This is a genomic window from Martelella sp. (genome assembly GCF_984369615.1).
On record NZ_CFHTCS010000323.1, the window covers coordinates 1 to 4,860 of the forward strand.

General features: G+C 62.3%; 5 protein-coding genes and 1 pseudogene. 5 read left to right on the forward strand and 1 reads right to left on the reverse strand.

All coding sequences use genetic code 11. From position 1 onward, the window contains the following. Positions 1 to 176 precede the first annotated feature (176 nt). From AC5DC2_RS19305 to AC5DC2_RS19325, 5 genes are all read left to right on the forward strand, one after another. On the forward strand, positions 177 to 659 hold the full coding sequence (locus AC5DC2_RS19305) for a MarR family winged helix-turn-helix transcriptional regulator (RefSeq protein ID WP_024706108.1): 483 nt from the start codon (positions 177 to 179) through the stop codon (positions 657 to 659). Then, entirely contained in the window at positions 656 to 1,531 is an 876-nt protein-coding gene (locus AC5DC2_RS19310) for an amidohydrolase family protein (RefSeq protein WP_491699642.1), read from the forward strand. Before AC5DC2_RS19305 ends, AC5DC2_RS19310 begins: the two co-directional genes overlap by 4 nt. A 46-nt stretch (positions 1,532 to 1,577) precedes the next feature. Beyond that, on the forward strand, positions 1,578 to 2,672 hold the full coding sequence (locus AC5DC2_RS19315) for a C4-dicarboxylate TRAP transporter substrate-binding protein (RefSeq protein ID WP_024706110.1): 1,095 nt from the start codon (positions 1,578 to 1,580) through the stop codon (positions 2,670 to 2,672). 94 nt (positions 2,673 to 2,766) lie between these two features. After that, the gene (locus tag AC5DC2_RS19320) at positions 2,767 to 3,273 is read left to right on the forward strand and encodes a TRAP transporter small permease (protein WP_024706111.1); all 507 of its coding nucleotides are present in this window, start codon (positions 2,767 to 2,769) and stop codon (positions 3,271 to 3,273) included. Next, positions 3,270 to 4,574, forward strand: a complete 1,305-nt coding sequence (locus tag AC5DC2_RS19325; RefSeq protein WP_491699643.1) for a TRAP transporter large permease — start codon at positions 3,270 to 3,272, stop codon at positions 4,572 to 4,574. Before AC5DC2_RS19320 ends, AC5DC2_RS19325 begins: the two co-directional genes overlap by 4 nt. Before the next feature lie 8 nt (positions 4,575 to 4,582). On the opposite strand, the pseudogene AC5DC2_RS19330 reads toward AC5DC2_RS19325, so the two are convergent. Beyond that, a pseudogene (locus tag AC5DC2_RS19330) lies at positions 4,583 to 4,860 on the reverse strand (hypothetical protein); the annotation flags it as partial.

A 4,860-nucleotide genomic window follows, 5' to 3' on the forward strand; every position in this document is an offset into this window, starting at 1 on the left:
GTGAAACTGGAAATTCGGTGAGATAAAAACGTGTTTGAAATGCCAGCTGGATTTTACGATTATCCAGAGGAAGATGCAGAATGTTGTGCCATACTTGAAGTTTCTAAATTGGATGAGGTTGTTGATGGTCATGAAGGAGCGCGCCGCCAAGGTGGCGGCTCCCGGCGGGCGCTGACATGGGGCAGGAGCCGCGCCTTTCCCCGCAACAGACCGAAGATGTCCGGCTTGGCGAGCTCAACAATTCGCTTGGCTTTCTGGTGCGCGTCGCGCAGGTGCGCGTCTATGATCAGTTCTATGAGCGCTTCGGCGCCGACGACCTGCGTCCGGGCGAGTTTTCCATGCTCTGGGTCATGCATCTCAACCCCGGCATCAAGCAGGGCATACTGGCGCAGACGCTGAGGATCAAGCCTGCCCATATGACGAAGGCGGTGCGGCGTCTGGAGGACCAGGGCCTGATCGAACGGGAGATCCCCGATCACGACCGTCGATCGGTGCTGCTTCGGCTGACCGGGAAGGGCGAGGGGTTCGTCGCGGCCAACAAGCGCAATTTCTTCGGCGAGAACGCCTATAACACGCATGGCCTGAGCGCGGAGGAGGCGGAAACGCTCGCGCATCTGCTCAAGCGGTATGTCGGGCTGGAGACGGAGGAGCGCATATGAATTTCGACGATCTGGTCGCCTTTGACGTCCATGTCCACGCCGAGGAGCCCTGCTGCACCCATCGCGATGACGGCTATATGGAATTCCAGGCCGGCATGGCCAGTTATTTCAGAAACCCGGCAGGCCGCGACGGCATGCTGCCCACCGTCGAGGAGACCGCAGCCTATTTCCGCGAACGGAAGATCGGCTGCATCATTTTTCCCGTCGATGCCGAACGCGAGACCGGCTTTCGCCGCTACTCCAATTATGAGGTGGCGGAGATCGCGGCAAGGAACAGCGATATCATGGTCCCCTTCGCCTCCATCGACCCGGCCAAGGGCAAGCTCGGGGTCCGGGAAGCGAGGAGCCTGATGCGCGACCACGGCGTGCGCGGCTTCAAGTTCCACCCGACCTTTCAGGGGTTTTACCCGAATGATCGGGCCGCCTACGGGCTCTATGAGGCGATCGAGGAGGAAGGCGGCATCGCCCTGTTTCACACCGGCCAGACCGGCGTCGGATCCGGCATGCATGGCGGCATGGGCATGCGGCTGAAATATTCAAATCCGATGTATCTCGACGACGTGGCTGTGGACTTCCCCGACCTGAAGATCATCGCCGCCCATCCGTCCTTCCCCTGGCAGGAAGAGGCGCTCGCCGTCGCCCAGCACAAGCCCAATGTCTATATCGACCTGTCGGGCTGGAGCCCGAAATATTTTCCGCCGATCCTGGTGAAATACGCCAATTCTCTGCTGAAGCACAAATTGCTGTTCGGCTCCGATTGGCCCGCCATCACGCCGGATCGCTGGCTCGTCGATTTTGAAAAGATCGACATCAAGGAAGAGGTTCGCCCGCTGCTTCTGAAGGAGAATGCGAGGAAGCTTCTGGCGATGTAACTGACCTGACGAAACGTGGCATTCGGATTTTTTGGGAGGAGAATTCATGAATCGCATACACACATTCGCTGCACTGGCCGCCGTCGCGATGATGGCCGCCGGAACAGCCGCGTCGGCGCGCGAACTGCGTCTTGCGCCGGGAGGGCCGCCGGCGCATCCGGCCTATTACATGTATGAGCATTTCGCCGAAAACATCGCCGAAAACTCGGGCGGCGCCATGACCGGGCTGATCCTCGGACCGGAAGTCGTGTCTCTGCCGCAGATGAAGGATGCGCTGCAGACCGGGCTCGTGGATGCGGGCAATGTCCTGCCGCTTTACTTTCCGGCGGACATGGAAGTGACCGGCATTGCCGGCGACCTGGCGCTGATTGGCCGCAACCCGCACGCCATGGCCATGGCCATGACCGAGTACGGCATGACCTGCGAGCCCTGCCAGGAGGAGTTCAAGAAACTCGGCATGGTTTTCCTCGGCGCCGGTTCGTCAAATGTCTACAACCTGATCACCACCAGGCCCGTGCGCACCGCCGATGACCTGAAGGGCATGCGTCTGCGCACCGGCGGCGCGCCCTATTCGCGCTGGGCCGAGCATTTCGGCGCAACCCCGGTCAATATCGGCGTCGGCGAAACCTTCGAGGCGATGAGCCAGGGCACGATCGACGGCACCATGGCCTCGACCGTCGATCTTCTGTCATTCCGGCTGATCGATATTGCCAAGGATGTCACCATCGTCCCGATCGGCACCTATCACGTGACGTCGAACTTCACGGCCGGGCTCAACACCTGGCGCTCGCTTTCCACCAAGGAGCGCGAGGAGATCGGCATGGCCGCCGCCCGCGCCAATTTCGACCTGACCGACCGCTGGGCCTTCCAGCTGCCGTCGGCGGCGAATGAGGCCCTGGCGAAAACCGATATCGAGGTGATCGAGCCGGATCCGGCCTTCCTTGAAGCCTCGGAAGCCTTTGCCGCCGAGGATGTGGCCGCCCGCACCGCGCTTTCGGGCGAGGAAGCCGTCTACTTCACCGAACTGGTGGAAAAATGGACGGCGGTCGTCGAAGAAGTCGGCAACGATCCCGACGCTCTGGCCAGGCGCATGATCGACGACGTCTGGAGCAAGATCGACTTTTCGACCTACGGCATGTGATGCCTGAACAGGAGCGCGGCGGCCGGAAAGGCCGTCGCGCTTCGTGGACGACGATGTTCTTCGTCGGCCTTCCTTTTTGCTCTGGAGCCCTTTGATGACCGCACTCGTTCGGCTCGCCGCCGTGGTCGCGCGTATCCTGGCATTCATCGGCGCCGCAGGCGTCGTGATGATGATGGTGCACATCAGTCTCGATGTGGCGCTGCGCAACCTGTTCCGCATCTCGATCCCGGTGACGACCGAGATGGTCGCGCGCTACTACATGGTCGCCACCGCCTTCCTGCCGCTGTCCTGGCTCGAACTGCGTCGCGAGATGGTGTCCGTCGAACTCTTCGATTTCGCGCTCACCCGACCGGTCCGCCGGGTTTCCGACGCGCTGGTCTGTCTTTTGTCGGCGGTCGTCTATGCGAGCCTTTCCTGGGCCACCTGGAATTCGGCGCTGTCCAATTTCCGCTCCGGCACCTATGTGGAGCTGGCCTCGATGAAGATGCCCGTCTGGCACAGCTATTTCCTGCCCTCGGCCGGTTTTGCCATCGCCGCGCTGACCTGCCTGCTTCTGACCTTCCAGGATCTTCATCCCGCCCCATCGGAGGAAACCGCATGAATCCCGAGGTCGGATTTGTCGGCATCGCCGTCCTGATCGTCCTGCTTCTGCTGCGTGTCCCGGTGGCCATGGCGTTGATCGCCGTCTCGTTCGGCGGCATCACCGCGCTTCTCGGCGTCACGCCGGCCTTCGGCATCCTGTCGAACACGCCCTATTCCTTTGTCGCCAGCTGGACCATGTCGGCGGTGCCGATGTTCCTGCTGATGGGCTTCGTCGCGTTTCATTCCGGGCTCACCGGCGGGCTCTTCGCCGCCGCCAAGGTTGTGCTGCGCCGCCTGCCGGGCGGCCTCGCGGTCTCGTCCATCTTTGCTTGTTCCGGCTTTGCCGCCGTCTCCGGTTCGTCGCTTGCCTGCGCCGCGGCCATGGGCCGGATCGCCATTCCGGAAATGGTCGCTGCCGGCTATCGTCCCTCGATCGCGGCCGGATCGATCGCCGCCGGCGGCACGATCGGCGCGCTGATCCCGCCGTCGATCCTCATGATCATCTATGGCGTCTTCGCCGAAACCTCGGTCACCCAGGTCTTCATCGGCGGCATCGGCATCGGCGTCATCACCGCCATCGGCTATTGTCTCGTCATCATCGGCATCAGCCTCGTGCGGCCCGACCTCGTTCCCTCGCGCGATACCTCACCCGTCAATGCCGAAGGCCGCGCCGCCATCCTTCAGGTGATCCCGATCACCGTGCTTGTGCTTTTGATCTTCGGCGGCATGTTCTCGGGGTTTTTCACCGCGACGGAAGCCGGCGCTGTAGGCGCGCTCGGCACCATTTTGCTTGCCGCCGCCACCGGGCGGCTGACGAAGCGGAACATCACCCACTCCCTCATCGATACCGTGACCTCGACCGGGGCGCTGTTCATCATCGGGGTGGGGGCTGCGATGTTCACCCGCTTTCTCGGAATTTCAGGGCTGTCGCACTTCCTCTCGTCCTTCGTTGCCGACGCGGATCTCGGCTATTTCAAGCTGATGCTGATCATCGTGCTGATCTACCTGGCGCTCGGCACTTTCATGGAACCGTTCGGCGCCATGCTGACGACGCTGCCGATCTTCCTGCCGATCCTCAGGGCCGAGGACATCAGCCTCGTCTGGTTCGGCGTCGTCGTGGTGAAGATGCTGGAAATCGGCATGATCACGCCGCCGGTCGGCATGAATGTCTTCGTCATCAAGAATGTGGCGGGCAAATATGTCACGATCGCACAGGTCTTCGCCGGCGTCCTGCCCTTCATCATCATGGATCTCTTCGTGATCGCGCTGGTGATCGCCGCGCCCTCGGTGGTGATGTTCCTGCCGGATCTCCTGAAGTGAGCGGCAGGCTACGCCGGACCGGGCACGCTGCGGAAATCATTGCCCGCGGCCTGTTCCAGCGCGGCGACAAACAGGCGTTGCTCTGCGGACGGGGCGACGCTGGTGCGCATGGAAACGCCGACCGGCCCGCCGAGCAGGTCGTCATCAATGGCCAGCGTCGCCAGCTTGCCGTTTTCAAGCTCGTCGCGCACAACGCCCTCGGAGATGAACCAGACCGTGTCGGACTGAAGCACGACCCGCCGTCCGAAGGCGAGGGCCACGCTCTCGAAGGCGGGTTCCGGCTGGG

What these genes read in the sequence shown, in the direction of transcription:
- AC5DC2_RS19305 (WP_024706108.1), top strand. Translation starts at nt 177, where the DNA reads ATGGGGCAGGAGCCGCGCCTTTCCCCGCAACAGACCGAAGATGTCCGG.
- AC5DC2_RS19310 (WP_491699642.1), top strand. Translation starts at nt 656, where the DNA reads ATGAATTTCGACGATCTGGTCGCCTTTGACGTCCATGTCCACGCCGAG.
- AC5DC2_RS19315 (WP_024706110.1), top strand. Translation starts at nt 1,578, where the DNA reads ATGAATCGCATACACACATTCGCTGCACTGGCCGCCGTCGCGATGATG.
- AC5DC2_RS19320 (WP_024706111.1), top strand. Translation starts at nt 2,767, where the DNA reads ATGACCGCACTCGTTCGGCTCGCCGCCGTGGTCGCGCGTATCCTGGCA.
- AC5DC2_RS19325 (WP_491699643.1), top strand. Translation starts at nt 3,270, where the DNA reads ATGAATCCCGAGGTCGGATTTGTCGGCATCGCCGTCCTGATCGTCCTG.